The 14,552-nt window shown below is 69.4% G+C and carries 16 protein-coding genes; 1 reads left to right on the forward strand and 15 read right to left on the reverse strand.

The genetic code is table 11. From position 1 onward, the window contains the following. Nucleotide 1: 1 nt before the first annotated feature. The gene (locus tag BLW05_RS27010) at nucleotides 2–613 is read right to left on the reverse strand and encodes a hypothetical protein (RefSeq protein WP_093166661.1); all 612 of its coding nucleotides are present in this window, start codon (nucleotides 611–613) and stop codon (nucleotides 2–4) included. Nucleotides 614–703: 90 nt separating this feature from the next. Between BLW05_RS27010 and BLW05_RS27015 the strand changes: the two genes are divergently transcribed. Then, nucleotides 704–1,996, forward strand: a complete 1,293-nt coding sequence (locus tag BLW05_RS27015) for a glycosyltransferase family 4 protein (protein WP_256330517.1) — start codon at nucleotides 704–706, stop codon at nucleotides 1,994–1,996. A 21-nt stretch (nucleotides 1,997–2,017) separates the two neighbouring features. On the opposite strand, the gene lplT is transcribed toward BLW05_RS27015, so the two are convergent. The 14 genes from lplT to BLW05_RS27080 form a co-directional block, all read right to left on the reverse strand. Next, nucleotides 2,018–3,289 (reverse strand): lysophospholipid transporter LplT, encoded by a 1,272-nt coding sequence (gene lplT / locus BLW05_RS27020; RefSeq protein ID WP_093166662.1) that lies wholly within the window; start codon nucleotides 3,287–3,289, stop codon nucleotides 2,018–2,020. Nucleotides 3,290–3,374: 85 nt separating this feature from the next. Further along, nucleotides 3,375–4,004 (reverse strand): GntR family transcriptional regulator, encoded by a 630-nt coding sequence (locus BLW05_RS27025; RefSeq protein ID WP_093166663.1) that lies wholly within the window; start codon nucleotides 4,002–4,004, stop codon nucleotides 3,375–3,377. A gap of 30 nt (nucleotides 4,005–4,034) precedes the next feature. Then, on the reverse strand, nucleotides 4,035–4,847 hold the full coding sequence (locus BLW05_RS27030) for an HpcH/HpaI aldolase/citrate lyase family protein (protein WP_093166664.1): 813 nt from the start codon (nucleotides 4,845–4,847) through the stop codon (nucleotides 4,035–4,037). Nucleotides 4,848–4,861: 14 nt separating this feature from the next. Continuing rightward, nucleotides 4,862–5,443, reverse strand: a complete 582-nt coding sequence (locus tag BLW05_RS27035; RefSeq protein ID WP_093166665.1) for a cysteine hydrolase family protein — start codon at nucleotides 5,441–5,443, stop codon at nucleotides 4,862–4,864. A gap of 35 nt (nucleotides 5,444–5,478) precedes the next feature. Continuing rightward, nucleotides 5,479–6,678, reverse strand: coding sequence for a CaiB/BaiF CoA transferase family protein (locus BLW05_RS27040; RefSeq protein ID WP_093166666.1), 1,200 nt, complete (start codon nucleotides 6,676–6,678; stop codon nucleotides 5,479–5,481). After that, nucleotides 6,675–7,844 (reverse strand): CoA transferase, encoded by a 1,170-nt coding sequence (locus tag BLW05_RS27045; RefSeq protein ID WP_093166667.1) that lies wholly within the window; start codon nucleotides 7,842–7,844, stop codon nucleotides 6,675–6,677. Before BLW05_RS27045 ends, BLW05_RS27040 begins: the two co-directional genes overlap by 4 nt. A 35-nt stretch (nucleotides 7,845–7,879) precedes the next feature. Beyond that, nucleotides 7,880–9,097 carry an FAS1-like dehydratase domain-containing protein gene (locus BLW05_RS27050; RefSeq protein ID WP_256330518.1) on the reverse strand — a complete coding sequence of 406 codons (1,218 nt, stop codon included), beginning with the start codon at nucleotides 9,095–9,097 and terminating at the stop codon, nucleotides 7,880–7,882. 97 nt (nucleotides 9,098–9,194) lie between these two features. Next, nucleotides 9,195–10,196, reverse strand: a complete 1,002-nt coding sequence (locus tag BLW05_RS27055) for a Bug family tripartite tricarboxylate transporter substrate binding protein (protein ID WP_218135230.1) — start codon at nucleotides 10,194–10,196, stop codon at nucleotides 9,195–9,197. A 17-nt stretch (nucleotides 10,197–10,213) separates the two neighbouring features. Beyond that, on the reverse strand, nucleotides 10,214–11,140 hold the full coding sequence (locus tag BLW05_RS27060; RefSeq protein ID WP_093166668.1) for an SMP-30/gluconolactonase/LRE family protein: 927 nt from the start codon (nucleotides 11,138–11,140) through the stop codon (nucleotides 10,214–10,216). Nucleotides 11,141–11,156: 16 nt separating this feature from the next. Further along, nucleotides 11,157–11,906, reverse strand: coding sequence for an ABC transporter ATP-binding protein (locus BLW05_RS27065; RefSeq protein WP_093166669.1), 750 nt, complete (start codon nucleotides 11,904–11,906; stop codon nucleotides 11,157–11,159). Next, nucleotides 11,899–12,693 carry an ABC transporter ATP-binding protein gene (locus tag BLW05_RS27070; RefSeq protein ID WP_093166670.1) on the reverse strand — a complete coding sequence of 265 codons (795 nt, stop codon included), beginning with the start codon at nucleotides 12,691–12,693 and terminating at the stop codon, nucleotides 11,899–11,901. Before BLW05_RS27070 ends, BLW05_RS27065 begins: the two co-directional genes overlap by 8 nt. Next, nucleotides 12,690–13,676 (reverse strand): branched-chain amino acid ABC transporter permease, encoded by a 987-nt coding sequence (locus tag BLW05_RS27075; RefSeq protein WP_256330519.1) that lies wholly within the window; start codon nucleotides 13,674–13,676, stop codon nucleotides 12,690–12,692. Before BLW05_RS27075 ends, BLW05_RS27070 begins: the two co-directional genes overlap by 4 nt. Continuing rightward, nucleotides 13,669–13,794 (reverse strand): hypothetical protein, encoded by a 126-nt coding sequence (locus BLW05_RS36570; protein ID WP_256330520.1) that lies wholly within the window; start codon nucleotides 13,792–13,794, stop codon nucleotides 13,669–13,671. The genes BLW05_RS27075 and BLW05_RS36570 overlap by 8 nt, the downstream gene beginning before the upstream one ends. Then, on the reverse strand, nucleotides 13,794–14,546 hold the full coding sequence (locus BLW05_RS27080) for a branched-chain amino acid ABC transporter permease (protein WP_218135231.1): 753 nt from the start codon (nucleotides 14,544–14,546) through the stop codon (nucleotides 13,794–13,796). Before BLW05_RS27080 ends, BLW05_RS36570 begins: the two co-directional genes overlap by 1 nt. Nucleotides 14,547–14,552 lie beyond the last annotated feature (6 nt).

Genomic DNA, 14,552 nt, shown 5'->3' on the forward strand with positions numbered 1-14,552 from the left:
CTCAGGCGCGGTGCTCGGCCCCGTGCGCGGGGTCGATCAGCTCGCCGCGCAGCAGGTAGAGGGGCGCGCGGTGGTAGAGCTTGATGTCATGGAACGGGTCGGTGAGGATCTTCGTCATCCACACCAGCCCGGTCTTCACGTCCTTCAGCAGGAAGAGGTGCACGGTGCGGAACAGCAGGCCGCCCACGCCCAGCACCAGCCACGCGAGGCCGACCTGGCGCACGTAGCCTTCGAGGCCGGTGGTCGGGTCCATGAGGCCGAACAGCGTGCGGTCCCACCACAGCACGACGGGCACCGCGGCCCATAGCGCCATCAGCACCACCTTGCGACGCAGGTTGTAGCCGACCTTGATCTCTTCCTTGTAGTCGTGCGTGGCGCGGTTCACCTCATCGTAGCCCTTGGGCTCGAAGAAGAAGTGGCCCGCCTGGCGGCTGGTCATCGACACGCCCCAGCCGAGCAGCGCGGCGATCACCGGGTCGATGAACAGCAGCACGTAGGCGATCACGAAGCTGATCGCGCTGACAAGATGCAGCGACTGGTTGATGCGGCTGTGGTGGTAGTAGCGATGATCGTCCCAGCGCTGGATCTGAAGGTTGCGCAAGAAGTCGTTCACGGGCTCTCCTGGTGGTGGATTGGAACGGCGCCGCAACTGCGCAGCGCGTGACGGCATCGTGACGGGCGTGCGTGAATTCTTGGTGACGACGTGCCGACCGTCATCGCCCTGTCGCCAACGGCCGCCAGCATCCGCGACATGAGTTCATCGCTGGGTCCGATCGTCGTCGAGCACATGCCGCCCGCCCGGCGCTCGATGCGCATCGCGGTGGTCACCGAGACCTACCCGCCCGAAGTCAACGGCGTGGCCCTCACGCTGCAGCGGGTGGTGGAGGGGCTGCGCGCGCTGCAGCACGACATCCAGCTCGTCCGCCCGCGCCAGACGGACGGCGATCTCGCCCGGCGCCTGGACCGGCTCGACGAGGTGCTCGTGCGCGGCGTGCCGATCCCGCGCTATCCCGAAATGAAGATGGGCATGCCCGCCAACAAGGCGCTGGTGCAGCTCTGGAGCCGCCAGCGGCCGGACCTGGTCTACATCGCGACCGAAGGGCCACTGGGCTGGTCGGCGCTGCAGATCGCGCGCAAGCTCAAGCTGCCGGTGTGCTCGGACTTCCGCACCAACTTCCACGTCTACAGCAGGCACTACGGCATCGGGTGGCTCTATCGGCCGATCATGAGCTACCTGCGCAAGTTCCATAACCGCACCGCCTTCACCATGGTGCCCAGCGAAAGCCTGCGCCAGCAGTTGCGCGGCCACGGTTTCGAGCGCCTGATGCTGGTCACGCGCGGGGTCGACACCGGGCAGTTCACGCCCGCGCGGCGCAGCGAGGCGCTGCGCGCGCAATGGGGCGTCGCCCCCGACACGCCGGTGACGCTGTACGTGGGACGCCTGGCCACCGAAAAGAACCTCGACGCGCTGGCCAACGCCTTCCGCGCCATGCAGGCGCAGGACGCAGCCACGCGCCTCGTGGTGGTCGGCGAAGGCCCTGCCGCGCCGCAACTCGCCGCCGCGGTGCCGGATGCGATCTTCGCGGGCACGCGCCGTGGCGAGGACCTCGGCGCGCACTACGCCTCCAGCGACCTGTTCGTCTTCCCGAGCATGACGGAGACCTTCGGCAACGTGACGCTCGAGGCCATGGCCAGCGGCCTCGCGGTGCTGGCCTACGACCATGCGAGCGCGGGCCAGATGATCCGAAGCGGCACCAACGGCCTGCTCGCGCCGCTCGGCGACGAGCAGACCTTCGTCCGGCTGGCGCGCGAGCTGGTGGCCGGCGGGCGCGATGCCGCGCGGCAGATGGGCCTGCGTGCGCGCCAGAGCGCAGGCGAAGCCGGCTGGGACCGCATCGTCGCGCAGGTGGAGGAAGTGCTGTACGCCACCATCGCCGCAGGCGAGACGCCGCACGTGGCCGATGCGCGCGGCCGCACCATTGCCGGCGCCGCCTGAAGCAACAAGGGCGGGACGCGGTCAGCGCAAGGACGTGAACTGGCTGTCGGCGCTCGGGCCGATCCGGCGTTCGGTGCCATGCTCGCGCCAGATCAGCAGCGCGATCACCGCGGCCACCAGCAACCCGAGGAGCCACATCAGCGGCACGATCGGCACATCGATCGCGATCAGGGCCGCATAGCCGGCCAGCATCATCAGGACGTTGAGGTTCTCGTTGAAGCCCTGCACCGCGATCGAGCGCCCGGCGCTCAGCAGGTTGTAGCCGCGGTGCTGGAGCAGCGCGTTGAGCGGCACCACCAGGATGCCGCCCACCGCGCCAACGACCACCAGCAGCAGCACCGCCAGCCACAGCGCGTCGGTGGAAGCCACCAGCGGCATGCACAGGCCGAGCAGCACGCCGGCAGGCAGCACCCGCTTGGCGCGGCCCAGCGCCACATGGCGCCCCGCCAGCCCGGCGCCCGCGATCACGCCGACAGCCACCGCCACCTGCAGGTAGGCGGCGCGCTCCAGCGTGAGGCCGAGGACTTCGGTGGCCCATTTGAGAACCGCGAACTGCAACGTGGCCCCCACGCCCCAGAAGATGCTGGTCACGGCGAGCGAGAGCCCGCCATCGCGATCACCCCACAGCGTGCGGTTCGCGACGCGGAATTCGCGTATCAGCACCAGCAGGTGCAGGCGTGTCGGCGGGGCATAGCGCGCACCGCTGTCGGGCACGCCCGCATTCATCAGTGCGGCGACCCCGTACGCGGCCAGCAGCACGGCCATCGACAGTTGCAGGCTGCTGTCGGCCCACGACCCGAGCCAGTCACGCATCGCGAGGCTGGCCGACGAGCCCCGCAGCACATCGGCCACCAGCAGGCCGCCCAGCACCGTGCCCAGCAGCGCTGCGCAGACCACAGAGACCTCGATCCATCCATTGGCCGCGACCAGGCGGCGCGGGCCCACCATCTCGGTGACCAGCCCGTACTTGGCCGGCGCGTACGCGGCGGCGCCGAAGCCCACCACCGCGAAGGCCACGAGGGGATTGACGCCGGCGATGAGCAAGATGACACCGGCCAGCTTGACCCCGTTCATCGCGGTCATCAACCGGGCCTTGGGCATCGCGTCGGCCAGCGGCCCGATCATGGGCGCGAGCACCACATAGGACAGCGTGAACGCAAACTTGAGCAGCGGCGCCCACCACAACGGCGAGGCGCGCTCCTGCAGCAGTGCGATGGCGACGATCAGCAGCGCGTTGTCCGCCAGCGAAGAAATCGCCTGGCCGGCGATCAGCAAGTAGAAGCCCCGCGGCATTCAGCGTGTGCGGCAGCGCGCGATGTCTTGATCCATGGGCGCCGATGGTCGCCGCGCGCGATGACGCCTGCGTGAAGCCCGGCTCCTACTGCGTTTCCTTGAGCACCGTCCAGCCGGACTCGATGTGCTTGCGCATCGACAGCACGGCCGCCGACGCGTCGCCGCTGGCGAGCGCATCGAGGATCTCGTCGTGCTCCTTCGCCGCGTCAGCCCCGCGCCCCTCGGCGGCATTGATCAGGTCGAAGGGATAGCGCGCCCACAGGATCTGCACGAAATGCAGCGTCTGCGGCATGGCCGCGATGTCGTACATGCGGCGGTGGAAGCGGTAGTTGACACCGCGGGCGATGGCACGGTTGCCGGTCTCGAAGGCCTTGGCGAACTCATCCGCCAGCGTGCGCAGCTCGGCGAGGTCCTCGGAGGTGGCGCGCTCGGCCGCACCGCGGACCAGTTGCGCTTCGAGCATCAGGCGCAGGCTCAGGATTTCGCCGGACGCCGACGCGTCGAAAGGCACCACCCGCGCGCCGCGATACGAATCGCCGCTGACGTAGCCCTCGGCCTCCAGCAGCTTGAGCGCCTCGCGCACGGGCGTGATGCTCAGGTTGAGCTGCTCGGCGATCTCGGCCTGCTTGAGGCGCGAGCCGCGCTGGTAGACCCCGGAAATGATCCTTTCCCGGAGGTAGTCCGCGACCTGTTCTTCTTTGGTTCTGTATTCCATCTCGAGTCGCACGCCCTTGTGCGCACGATTCTAAGCGGCCGTCCGGAGCGCAAGTTCGGCCGCGATCCTGCGTGCGCGCTCGACGACGGGCCGGTCGATCATCTTGCCGTCAAGCGCTGTCGCGGCGCCTGCGCTGGCTTCGAAGGCGGCCAGCACGCGCCCGGCCCAGGCGCGCTCTTCTTCCGTCGGCTCGAATGCCTGGTTCACCGCCGGAACCTGCGCGGGGTGAATGCACAGCTTGCCGCCGAAACCGAGCTGCCGCGATCGAAGCGCGTCCGCGCGCATGCGGCCGGCATCGCTGAAATTCACGCTGACGCCGTCCACTGGCGCCGCGAGGCCCGCGAGGCGCGACTGCAGGACGATCTGCACGCGCACCGGCGTCATCGCCTCGCCCTCGTCCGCGATGCCGCTGTCGATCCCGAAGTCCACGCTGCCGAAGGCGATGCGCGATAACCCGCGCACGGCGCACAGCGCCGGCAGGTCGAGGTAGCCGGCGACGGTCTCCACCAGCGCAACCACGGGCCGCCCGGGCAGTGCGGCCACGGTGTGCGCGAGCGATGGCCGGTCGGCCTTGGCCAGCATCGCGCCGGCATGCGAAAAGGGCTTCAGCATGTCGAGATCCGCCTCGTGCCACGCGGTGTCCGCTGCGTTGATGCGCACCAGCGCGCGACCGCCGCGCTTGAGCCAACCGGCGACCGCTTCGCGCGCCTCGGCCTTGGCTTCGGGCGCCACCGCGTCCTCGAGGTCCAGCACCACCTGGTGCGCGCCGCAGGCCGCGGCCTTGTCGAAGCGGTCTGGCCGGTGTCCCGGCACGAACAGGAGGCTGCGGGCGGCACGCGGCATGGTCGCTGCGCCCGTCACTCGAAGACCACGTCCTGCGAGCTGGTCAGCCGGCAGAAGCGCTTGAGCCCGGCGATGGACTGCTCGTGCTCCTCGGCCGACAGCGCGCAGCAGCAGTCCTCCAGCACGACCATCTCGTAGTCGCGATCATGTCCGTCGCGCACCGTGGCCTGCACCACCGCGTTGGTGGACATGCCCGAGCAATAGATCCGGCGGATGCCCTTGGCGCGCAGGATGGCTTCGAGGCTGGTGCTGTAGAACGGGCTCACGCGGTGCTTGACGATGTCGAAGTCGCCCGGCTGCATGCCCAGGTCGGGGTGGACCTCGGTGCCCCAGGTGCCGAGCTTGAAGATGCCGTTCTTGCGCGCGCCCGAGAAGATCGGCGACTCGGGCGGACATTCACGGTAGTCGGGCGAAAAGCCCACGCGCACGAAGCCGATGTGCAGGCCCGCCGCACGCGCCTTGCGCAGCGCCTCGCGCGTGTTCTCGATGATGCGGCGCCCGTTCACCTGTTCACCGTAGGCGGCCTTGCCGTTCGGGCCGTCGGCATGGACGAGGTCGTTCTCCATGTCGAGGACGAGGTAGATCGAATCTTTCATTGAAACTCCTTCTAGTCATGCGAAGCGGCTGCCGGTCAGAGGATGACCTCGCGCCCTTCGAGTTCGGCGCGCTGTGCACGGGACAGGCCCAGCAGTTCGCCGTAGACGTAATCTTCGTCCTGTCCGAGGGCCGGCGTGAGCCGGCGGATGCCGACATCGCCGGAGCGGCTGAAACGCGCCGGCGCGCCCACTGCCAGCCGCGCCGGGATGTCCGGTGCGCTCACCTCGGTCAGCGCACCCCGGCTTCGCAGGTGCGCGTCCTCGGCGATGTCCTGCATGTTCCACGACACGTGCGCGCAGACGCCGGCCTGCTGCAGGCGCGAGGCCGTCTCGTCCGCATCGCAGCGCGACAGCCAGCGGGCGACCAGCGCGTCGAGGTCCTGCCGGTGGTGCCGGCGCCCCTCGGGGGTGTCGAAGCGCGGATCGTCGGCCGCCTGGCCCAGCACGCGCTGCAGTGCGTTCCAGTCGCCGTCGTTCCGTACCGCCAGGGTCAGCCAGCGATCGGGCTCCGCGGTGGCGTAGATGCCGTGCGGCGCCATGGATCCATCGGCGTTGCCCGTACGGACCGGCTCGTGACCCGCGCTGGCCTGCACGAGTGCGTCGCCGATCATGGCCGAGGCGACTTCGCGCGCGGCGAGGTCGACGTGCTGCGCACGCCCGGTGCGGCGGCGCTGATGCAGGGCCGCGATCGTCGCCAGCGCCGCGTGGACGCCGGCCGAGTGGTCCATCACATGCCGCATCTCCACCGGCGGTCCGTCGGCGTAGCCGGTCATCCAGCCCAGCCCGCCCCACGCGCCGAAGAGCGGCGCATAGCCTGCGAAGTGGGAATCGGGCCCGCTCTGCCCGCAGGACGAGAGCGAGAGCAGCACGATGTCCGGCTTCGCCTCGCGCAGCGATTCGAAGTCGAGCCCCAGCCGCTTCATCACGCCGGGCCGGAAACTCTCCGCCGCCACGTCGGACAGGGTCACGATGCGTTTGGCCAGCGCCACGGCCTCGGGCTGCTTGAGATTGAGCCGCACCGACAGCTTGTTGGCCGAGACCTGATCGAAGGTCGCCGCCTGCATGCGCCCGTAGACCGCATGCGGCTTGCGGAAGGCATCGGGCCGCGTGCGGCTTTCGATCTTGATGCACTCGGCGCCCAGTTGCGACAGCAGGTGCGTGCAGAAAGGGCCGGCGGCGTGGATCGTGAAGTCGGCGATGCGCACACCGGCCAGTGGAGCTCGGAGCTGCTTCATACCTCGATCGCCTCCTCGTTCATCTCACCCAAAGCGGGCACCGCGCCGCCCCGCTGGAGCGGCGTGCAGCGGAACTGGAACGGCGCCACCAGCACGTCGACTTCCTCGCCGTCTTCCAGCGTGGCCGGGCCGAACAGCCCGCGCGCGGCTTCGTGCTCGCCGCCAACCACCTCCGCCGGCGTGCGGTACTTCGCCGCGGGCACGCCGAGTTCCTGCGCGCGCCGGACGATGTCCTCCACCCGATGCCGGGCCATCCACTCGCGGATGTGCCGGTTGAGCTCGTCGCCGCGGCGACTGCGCTCGAGCGGGTCGTGCAGCGCCTCGTCGAGCGCCCATGCGGGCCGCCCCATGAGTTCGACGAGGCCGCTCCATTGGCGGTCCTCCAGCGTCAGCAGCTCCAGGTAGCCATTGAGCGTCTCGAACACGCCCCCGTAGCGAAAGCGCCGCGTGGTCCGGTGCTCCAGCGAGCCGTCGCCCAGGCGCTGCAGCGCGAACGCGCCCACGGACAGCGTCGCGTCCTGCACCGACACATCCACGTACTGCCCACCCTGCAGGGGCACGGCCCACCATGCGGCCAGTGCGCACATCGCGGCGGTGCTGCCGCCCTGGTAGCCCGCGAAGTGTCCGTAGATCTTCAGCGGCGGACGATCCGGAAAGAGCTCGTTCGACAGCCCGTTGGGCAGCAGGTAGCCCTCGCCGCCGGCATGCAGCAGGTTGACCTCCTCGGCGCACCAGCGCGCCTTGGGCCCGCTGGCGCCGAAGGGCAGCACGCTCACATGCACCAGCTGCGGATGCCGCTCGGCGACTGCGTGAGGATCGAGGTTCACGGCCGATCGCTCCTCCAGCGGCGTGTCGTCGATGAGGATGTCCGCCTGCGCGAGCTCCCGCTGCAGCAGCGCCTGCCCGGCGGCCGTGTGCGGGTTGCACACGAGGCTGCGCTTGCCCACCGACAGATACGCGAAGAGTGCGCTGTCGCCGCTGCCCGCAAGCAGCGGCGGGGCGTTGCGCAGGGGCGACCCCTGCGCGGGCTCCAGCATCACGACCTCCGCACCCATGGCCGCCAGCAGCCGCCCGGCGTAGGCCGCCGCCACCGAGCGCGAGCGCTCGACCACGCGGCACCCGGCCAGGGGTTGATCGGCCTGTGGCGAATCGTCCTTCGATTGCATGCGCACTCCCCCTTGCGTACGGATGGCCGGTGGCTTCAGCGGACCACGGGCAGTTCGAGGTCCACGGCCGAACCGTCGATGAAGGCCGGCAGCTTCACGTCGCGCGAAGGCAGGGCCACGGTGGCAAGCCCCGGCGTCGTGACTTCGCCGCGCTGGTTGACGGCAGCGATCTCGATGTCCACGAGGCCGATCTTGTCCTTGACGTACTTGCGCAGGACCTTGCCCTTGCAGAACGTGGTGTCGCCGACGATGTTGAAGCGGCGCATCTCGGTGCGGACGCGCTTGAGCACGCCGGCATCGCCCATCCAGTTGGTCACGAGCGAGCACATCCATGCCGAACGCTGCGGACCGTAGTCGTAGGTGCCGGGCACGCCGACTTCCTTGGCCACCGATTCGCGGTGGTGGCCGATGCCCGTGTACTCGACACCGCCGCCGGCTTCCGGGTTGCGGAAGAAGTGGCCCGGGTGCTTCACCGCCGCCTGCAGCACCACGCCGTGGGTGTGGCCGCGGCCGCAGCCGACGAGGAAGCCCATCGTGTCCATCAGCGAGAGCGGACCGCGCGCGATGGTCGGCAGCTCTTCTCCTTCGCGCACCTCTTCCCAATAGCGGACGTTGGCGCCGCGGATCCGCTTGACTTCGTCGAGCACGATCTCGTCGATGCGGTCGCGCTCTTCCTCCGAGTACTCGTGCTGCTCGATGTCCTTGTACTTGCCGGTGTCGCGCGCGGCCTTGCGTTCATGGCGCGTGCAGGTGCCGAGCGCGCGGGCCACCAGTTCGCTGCGCTGGTTGTAGTAGCAGGCCTCGACGTACTGCAGCACCAGGCGACCGGAGAACTTGCTTTCCTTTTCCTCGACGCCGACCACGCGCTCGATCGCCGAGATGCGATCGCCCGGGCGAACGTGGCGGAACAGCTCCCAGTCGTTGCCGGCATAGAAGCCGTGCACGCCCGGCAGGCCCCAGCGGGTGCGGCCGAGCCAGCCGAAGGTCATCGGGAACATCGGGTGCGCGACCATCGAGCCGTAGCGCGTCGCGGGGCCGTAGCCAGCTTCGCGGTAGAGCGGGTTCAGGTCGCCGATGCCGTTGCACCAGTTGCGCAGGGTGTCCGCGGTCGCGTCCTGCAGATACGGGCCCTCGGGGCGCAGGTGCAGGCCGATCATCGCCTTCGCCGCGGCGATGGCCTCGTCGGTGATGAGGCCCTCGGCGGGTCGATTGCCGACGTCGGATTGAGGGGGGGTTGCAATGGCAGTGCTCACGTTGATGCTCCTTGGGGCAGGTTGAAGTCAGATGCGAAATGCATTCGGTTGGGGGAAGCGGTGTCTCTGTGTCTCTGTACTTGTGCGCGCGTGGGGTTCACTCGCTGCGGATGCCGGCGGCCTGGATGACTGCGCCCCATTTCTTGCGCTCGGCCTTCACGAAGGCGTCGAGCTCGGGGGCGGACATGGACTTGGGCTCGACGCCGATCTCCATCATTCGGCGGCGCGTCTCGGGCTGCTGCAGCGCGCCCTGCATGTGTTCGCTCAGCTTGCGGACGATGTCGGGCGGCGTTCCGCGGGGCGCGAACAGGGCATCCCAGGCGACCACGTCGAATCCCGGGACGCCTTGCTCCGAGACCGGCTTGACGCCCGGCAGCATCTCGCTGGCATGCAGCGAAGTGATGCCGAGCGCGCGCAGCCTGCCGCTGGCGATGTGCGTGCGCGCTGCCGTGATCGTGTCGATGACCAGCGGGATCTGACCGCCGAGCACGTCGGTCATCGACTGGCCCGACGACTTGTAATTGACCGCGAAGAGCGGCGCCTGCGCTTCCTTGACGAACTGCGCGAACACCACTTGCGCGGTCGTGCTGGGCAGGCCGACGTTGAGGGTGCTGGGTTTGGCGCGTGCGCCGGCGATGAGCTCGGCGATGCCGTTGGTGGGAAAGTCCGGCGACGAGGTGCAGAACACCATCGGCAGCAGGCCGATCATGCCGACGGCTTCCAGGTCGGTGGCCGGGCTGAAGCCGGGGCTCGCGAACAGGAACTCGTTGGCCGCGTTCGTGGCGTTGGTGCCGAGCAGGAAGGTGTACCCGTCCGGCGCCGCCTTGGCCGCGGCCGCCGCGCCGATGTTGCCGCCGGCCCCTGCGCGGTTGTCGATCACGAAGCTCTGGCCGAGCGTCTTCTGGAGCTCCTGCGTGAGCAGGCGCGTGAGCACGTCCGCGCCCTGCCCGGCGGCATAGGGCACGATGATGCGCACCGGCCGCTCGGGCCAGCCCGACTGCGCCATCGAGAATTGCGGCAAGACGGCCAGCGCCGCGGCCAAGCTGATGCGCAGCACGCTGCGGCGGATCGGTTGCAGGAGGGCCTTCATGGCATTCATGCGGTTCTCCATCGCGGTCAGGCCGCCAGCGCCAGGCCGGGCCGGGGCCACGGGGCCGCAAGCAGCTGCCCATAGCCCGACAGGGTGATGAAGGCGGTGCGCCGATCAGGCCCGCCGAAGCAGATGTTGGTGCAGTAGCCTTCCGGCGCCTCGTGGAACTCGAGCAGCTCGCCCCCCGGCGAGAACACGCTGATGCCGCCGTGCACCAGCGTGGCCACGCAGATGTTGCCGCTCTCCTCCACCGCCAGCGAATCGAAGCGCTGGTAGCCCGCGAGGCCATGCACGAGCGTGCCGCCATTGGGTGACGGCCAGGGCGCAAGGCCCAGTTCGCCGGGCCCCTTCACAGGGTAGGACCACAGGCGGCTCGTTTCCGTCTCGGACACGTAGAGCGTGCGTCCATCGGGCGACAGCCCCACGCCGTTCGGCGTGAGCACCGGATGCGCCGCACGGCGGATGAAGCGCCGGTCGGTGCGCGCGTAGTACACCGCGCCGCGCAGCATGCGGTCCTCGAAGGTCTTGCCGAAGTCGGTGAACCAGAAGCCGCCCTCGCCGTCGAAGACGATGTCGTTGGGCCCGTGCAGCGCAATGCCGTCGCAGTGCGTGTAGAGCATCTCCACCGCGCCCGTCTTCAGGTCCACGCGCTGGATCGCGCCGCCCTCGTAGTCCACGGCGGGGCCGGTGGGCCGCGTGAAGCCGGCATCGGTGCGCCAGCTGAAGCCCCCGTTGTTGCAGACGTAGCAGTGCCCATCGGGCCCGATCGCCGCGCCGTTGGGGCCGCCGCCGAGCGTCGCCACGACCTGCAACTGTCCGTCGGTCTGCACGCGCATCAGGCGCGCGCCTTCGATCTCCACCACCAGCACGCTGCCGTCGGGCATGGCGATCGGTCCTTCGGGAAAGCGCAGGCCTTCGGCCATCACGCGACCCTGCAGCTTGAATTGCTTCATGGCTTGTTGTCTCCGCTCATGCATGTGCGGCCTGCGCCGCTTCTGCGCGCGCACCCAGGTAGGCGTCGATCGCGCGCTGGCGACCTTCGCGGCTGCCCAGTGCGGCCGAATCCAGTTCACCCACGATGTGCCCATGGCGCATCACCCAGGCCCGCGAAGCCAGCTTGGCCGCCGCGTGAAAGCTCTGCTCGACCAGCAGCGCGCTGAGCCTCTGTTCGCGCTGGATGCGCGCGAGCCGCTCGTAGACGCGCGCCACGAGCAAGGGCGCCAGGCCCAGCGACGGCTCGTCGAGCAGGAGCAGGCGCGGCGCCGACATGAGCCCGCGGCCGATGGCCAGCATCTGCTGCTCGCCGCCGCTGAGCAGCCCCGCAGGCGCCTTCAGGCGGTTGGCGATCTCGGGGAAGAAGTCGAGCACCATCTGCTGGCGCTGCGCGCGGGTGCGGCTGTCGACGAAGTAGGAACCGAGCGTGAGGTTCTCCGCCACGCTCAGGTCGGTCACGATCGCGCGGCCCTCTGGCACGTAGACGATGCCCGCGCGGAAGCGCTGCGCCGCATCGAGGCGCGTGATGTCCTGCCCGTCGAAGACGATGCGGCCCTGCGCAGGCTCGAGCCCGGCGATCGCCCGCAGCGTGCTCGACTTGCCCGCGCCATTCGCACCCAGCAGTGCCGCGACGCTGCCCGCACCCATGGCGAGCGAGACGCCGTGCACCACCGGTCCCGCGCCGTAGCTCACGCTCAGGGCCTCGACATGCAGCAGTTCACTCATCCTCGTCCCCCAGGTAGACCCGCACCACGTCGGCATTGCCGCGGATCTGCGCCGGCGTGCCCGAGGCCAGCAAGGTGCCGACGTTGAGCACGTGGATGCTGTCGCACACCTCCATGATCAGGTCCATGTCGTGCTCGACCACGACCAGCACCAGTCCCGGCGAGCGCAGTTTCTTGAGCGCGTCGGACAGGTCGCGCGTCTCCACCGAATTCAGGCCCGCCGCCGGTTCGTCCAGCAGCAGCACGCGAGGCTGGCCGGCGATGGCGCGCGCGATCTCCGCGAGTCGCAGCACGCCCGGCGGCAGTTGCGACGGCGACTCGTCCGCCACATGCGCGATGCCCAGGCGCGACAGCGCGGCCAACGCGAGTTCGCGGTTGCTCGCGCGCTCGGCGCGGCCCTGCGGCAGCGGCAGGAAGGCGTCGAGCCAGCCTGCGCGACTCTGGCGATGCAGCCCGATCGCGACGTTCTCCGCCACCGACAGCTCGGGGCACAGGGCCACGTGCTGGAAGCTGCGCGAGAAGCCGAGCGCCGCGCGGCCCGTGGGCGGCACGCCTTCCAGCTTCACATCGCCCAGGCGGATGCTGCCGACCTGCGGCGAGTACAGGCCCGTGAGGCAGTTGAAGAAGCTCGTCTTGCCGGCTCCGTTGGGGCCGATCAGCCCCGTGATCTCGCCCGGCCTGAGTTGCAGGCTGATCTTCTGCAGCACCTGAATGCCGCCGAACGAAAGCGACAGCCCCTGCACCGCGAGCGGCGCCGCCGGCTGCATCACAGTGGCGGTCGCTGTCATGCGTGCCCCCCTTCGAGACGCTTGCGCAGCGATGCGGGCAGCGCATTCACGCCCAGCACCACCGCGAGCAGCGCACCGCCATAGAGGATCGGCACCCAGTCGCCCGCGCCTGCCAGCAGCAGCGGCATGAGCGTCAGGAACAGGGCCCCGATGAAGCTGCCGATGAAGCTCAGCGAATACAGGCTCACCACCGAACCCACGAGCAGGAAGATCGAGGTCCAGAGCGTGAAGCTGTTGGGCGACACCGTGGACGAGCTGAAGGACAGCAGCGCGCCGCCGATGGCCGCGATCGCCGCGCTGAGCGCCATGCACGACAGGCGTGCCCAGCTCCGCCGTACGCCGAAGGATTCGGCCGCCGGCGCCGACGTGCGGATGAGCAGCAGCGCCATCGCCTGGCGCGAGCGCCGGAACTGCCTCAACACCAGCACCACGATCACGAGCCCGGCCAGCGGCAGGTAGTAGCGCTGCAGTTCGCGCGACATCCCGGGCAAGGCATCGCGCTTGACGTACAGGCCTTCGTAGCCACCGGTGACTTTCGAGAAGTACAGAAGCACCTCGGGCAGCGCGAGCGCCAGCGCCATGGTCGCCACCGCCAGGTAGATGCCCGAGAGGTTGCGCGACGGATAGGCAAACACCAGCCCGAGCAACGCGCCCGCAACCGCAGCGAACGGCAGGCTCGCCAGCAGCGACAGGCCCAGGTACTTTTCGCCCATGGCCACCACGTAGGCGCCCACAGCGACGAAGACGCCATGCCCGATCGACACCTCGCCGCCGTAGCGGACCATGAAGCTCACCGCGAGCAATGCGATCGCATTGGCGAAGCACAGGCCGAGCGTGAACGTCCAGTACCCGCCCGCCACCCATGGCAGGAGCACCAGCACCGCGCCGAGCACGACGGCGGCCCATGGAAGCTGCCGCGTGGCCCCGGGCCGTGCCTCGGCCGCAGGCGCGCGCGTGGCGGTGATCATGGCCGCCTCAGACACGGGCACCTCCGCGAACCGCCAGCACACCCCTGGGGAAGAGATTGAGCACCAGCAGGATGGTCACCAGCATGTAGGTGTTGTTGAACTCCGCCGCGACGTAGAAGGACAGCAGGTTCATCAGCACCCGATGAAGATCCCGCCCACCACTGCGCCGGGCAGGCTGGCGAAGCCGCCGACGACCGCCGCGGCAAAGGCCTGGAGCATGAAGGACGCCACGCTGGTGGACGACAGGAAGGTGGTCGGCACGATCAGCAGCGAAGCGACCAGTCCCAGCAGGCCTGCGACGACCCACGAAAAGAGATGGATCCGCCGCAGGCTCAGCCCGCACACGCGACTGGCGAACGGATGCGCCGACACCGCGCGGAACGCGATGCCGATGCGCGTGCGCTCGATCAGCAGGTAGAGCGCGCCGATCACGAGCAGCGTGACGCCGAGCACCGCGAGGTCGTAGGACGAGATGCGGATCGGGCCCAGGTCGACGCGCCACGCGGGCAGCGGCAGCTCGAGCGACACCACGTTGGAGCCGAACACCAGTTGCGTGATGCCCTGCGTGACGAGGCCCACGCCCAGCGTCGCGATGGTGCTGGTCAGGTCCGACTTGAACACCAGCGGCGCGATGAGCAGGTAGGCCACCGCCATCGCCGCGACCATGATCGCCAGCGACAGCATGACGGCCGCGCCCCACGTCATGTTGCCGAGGATGCCGCCGGTGAAGCCGAACACCAGGAAGGCCGCGAGGCCCGCCAGATTGCCGTGCGCGAAGTTCACGACCATCGAGCTCTTGTAGATCAGCACGATGCCGATCGCGCCCATGGCATAGAGGCATCCGCTCACGATGCCGGCCCACACGAGACCCAGGAAGTCGGCCATGGCGTG

The organism is Variovorax sp. YR216, from assembly GCF_900107745.1.
Lineage (GTDB): Bacteria > Pseudomonadota > Gammaproteobacteria > Burkholderiales > Burkholderiaceae_C > Variovorax.

What these genes read in the sequence shown, in the direction of transcription:
- lplT (WP_093166662.1), bottom strand. Translation starts at nt 3,289, where the DNA reads ATGCCGCGGGGCTTCTACTTGCTGATCGCCGGCCAGGCGATTTCTTCG.
- BLW05_RS27025 (WP_093166663.1), bottom strand. Translation starts at nt 4,004, where the DNA reads ATGGAATACAGAACCAAAGAAGAACAGGTCGCGGACTACCTCCGGGAA.
- BLW05_RS27030 (WP_093166664.1), bottom strand. Translation starts at nt 4,847, where the DNA reads ATGCCGCGTGCCGCCCGCAGCCTCCTGTTCGTGCCGGGACACCGGCCA.
- BLW05_RS27035 (WP_093166665.1), bottom strand. Translation starts at nt 5,443, where the DNA reads ATGAAAGATTCGATCTACCTCGTCCTCGACATGGAGAACGACCTCGTC.
- BLW05_RS27040 (WP_093166666.1), bottom strand. Translation starts at nt 6,678, where the DNA reads ATGAAGCAGCTCCGAGCTCCACTGGCCGGTGTGCGCATCGCCGACTTC.
- BLW05_RS27045 (WP_093166667.1), bottom strand. Translation starts at nt 7,844, where the DNA reads ATGCAATCGAAGGACGATTCGCCACAGGCCGATCAACCCCTGGCCGGG.
- BLW05_RS27055 (WP_218135230.1), bottom strand. Translation starts at nt 10,196, where the DNA reads ATGAATGCCATGAAGGCCCTCCTGCAACCGATCCGCCGCAGCGTGCTG.
- BLW05_RS27060 (WP_093166668.1), bottom strand. Translation starts at nt 11,140, where the DNA reads ATGAAGCAATTCAAGCTGCAGGGTCGCGTGATGGCCGAAGGCCTGCGC.
- BLW05_RS27065 (WP_093166669.1), bottom strand. Translation starts at nt 11,906, where the DNA reads ATGAGTGAACTGCTGCATGTCGAGGCCCTGAGCGTGAGCTACGGCGCG.
- BLW05_RS27070 (WP_093166670.1), bottom strand. Translation starts at nt 12,693, where the DNA reads ATGACAGCGACCGCCACTGTGATGCAGCCGGCGGCGCCGCTCGCGGTG.
- BLW05_RS36570 (WP_256330520.1), bottom strand. Translation starts at nt 13,794, where the DNA reads ATGAACCTGCTGTCCTTCTACGTCGCGGCGGAGTTCAACAACACCTAC.
- BLW05_RS27080 (WP_218135231.1), bottom strand. Translation starts at nt 14,546, where the DNA reads ATGGCCGACTTCCTGGGTCTCGTGTGGGCCGGCATCGTGAGCGGATGC.